Source organism: Embleya sp. NPDC001921 (assembly GCF_053594475.1).
Genome location: NZ_JBSFEO010000166.1, coordinates 1 through 1,200, shown reverse-complemented (window position 1 = coordinate 1,200; position 1,200 = coordinate 1). Strand labels below are relative to the sequence as shown.

Here is a 1,200-nt window from a genome sequence, read left to right as displayed (position 1 = left end):
GCCTCCGCGGGGCTGGGTGACGCGGACTTGGGGGCGGTGGGCGGCCATGGCGTCAGTGTCCCGGACGGGCGGCAGGCTCGTCCGGGACACCGGTGTTCACGCCGCGGCGCCGAGGAGCCGGGCGACGAGTCCCTGGTACTCCTCGATCGGCACGACCCGCGGGCATCGCCGGCAGGTGATCTTGCCTTCGCCGTCCTCCTGGACGAGCGAGACGGTGTGGCATCCGGGGCAGGGTGCGTGGAGCGGCATCTTCTCGACGTCGCCGGTTCCGCCGAGCAGCCTGCGGGCGCCGCCGGCGAGCATGCGGACCACTCGGCCGAGGTCTTCGGCTTGGTACCAGGCCCAGGCGTCGCGCCCGCCGCGGGTGTCGCCCAGCACGCGCGCCGCCCAGCCGGTGGTGCGTCCGCGGACCTCGCCGCTGCCGAGGTGGTCGAGCCAGGCCGCGGCCCACTCGGCGAGCACGGTGTCCATCTCGTCGGCGGCGTCGAACTCGGGGCTCGGCGAGGGCGGGTCGACGCGGGTTCCGCCGCGGCCGACGGCGCCGCGGGTGGCCTGTCCGTCGGCTGCCGCCAGGAGTGCGTCGTGTTGGGTGGGCAGCCGCCAGACCAGGGTGGCGAGTTCGTCGCGGCAGTCTGCGCACCACACGGGTTCGCCGGGGCGGCGCTTGTGGCTGGGGCAGGTGGGCTGTTCGGTGTCGGTGGTCGTGTCGGCGTTGTCGTGGTGCTGCACGGTGGCCTCCGGGGCGGTACGGTCCGGGTGCGACGCAGGACCGTGGGCCCCCGAGGGATCGGGGGCCTTCTTCGTGCCTACTCGGGGCTGATGCCGTCGCGGTCGCGCTGGAGTTGCCGAACGTCGGCGCGCAGGCCGTCGACGATCTCGACGAGCGCCGCGAAGTGGGTCTCGGTCTCCTTGGCTTGCCGCTCCAAGATGTCGACGCGGCACAGCAGGCGGATGATCGCGACCAGCGCCAGGCCGGCGAGGATCGTCGTGGCGATGCCGTTGATGAGGTCGATGCTCATGTCGCTCTCGTTTCGCTCTGGTCTCGTATTGATCAAGGTGTGGCGTTTGTCCGATGTCGGGCGTAGCGTCCCTGGTCCGGTCCCACCCCCCCCGGGTCCGGCGTCGGGCCCGCGCTCCCCTCGTGGTCGAGCAGCGGGCCCTCGGCGCGTCAGAGTTCCTGGTTCGCGGTGGTGGCTTCGT

The 1,200-nt window shown here is 73.0% G+C and carries 2 protein-coding genes; both read right to left on the bottom strand.

The window, feature by feature from the left end:
- Nucleotides 1-96 precede the first annotated feature (96 nt).
- Nucleotides 97-729 carry a hypothetical protein gene (locus ACWCPW_RS52035; protein ID WP_449768697.1) on the bottom strand — a complete coding sequence of 211 codons (633 nt, stop codon included), beginning with the start codon at nucleotides 727-729 and terminating at the stop codon, nucleotides 97-99.
- A gap of 77 nt (nucleotides 730-806) precedes the next feature.
- Complete coding sequence (locus tag ACWCPW_RS52030; RefSeq protein ID WP_449768696.1) at nucleotides 807-1,019, bottom strand: hypothetical protein; 213 nt, start codon at nucleotides 1,017-1,019, stop codon at nucleotides 807-809.
- Between the last annotated feature and the right edge of the window lie 181 nt (nucleotides 1,020-1,200).

Coding starts and splice junctions, on each gene's coding strand:
- ACWCPW_RS52030 (WP_449768696.1), bottom strand. CDS start 1,019: ATGAGCATCGACCTCATCAACGGCATCGCCACGACGATCCTCGCCGGC.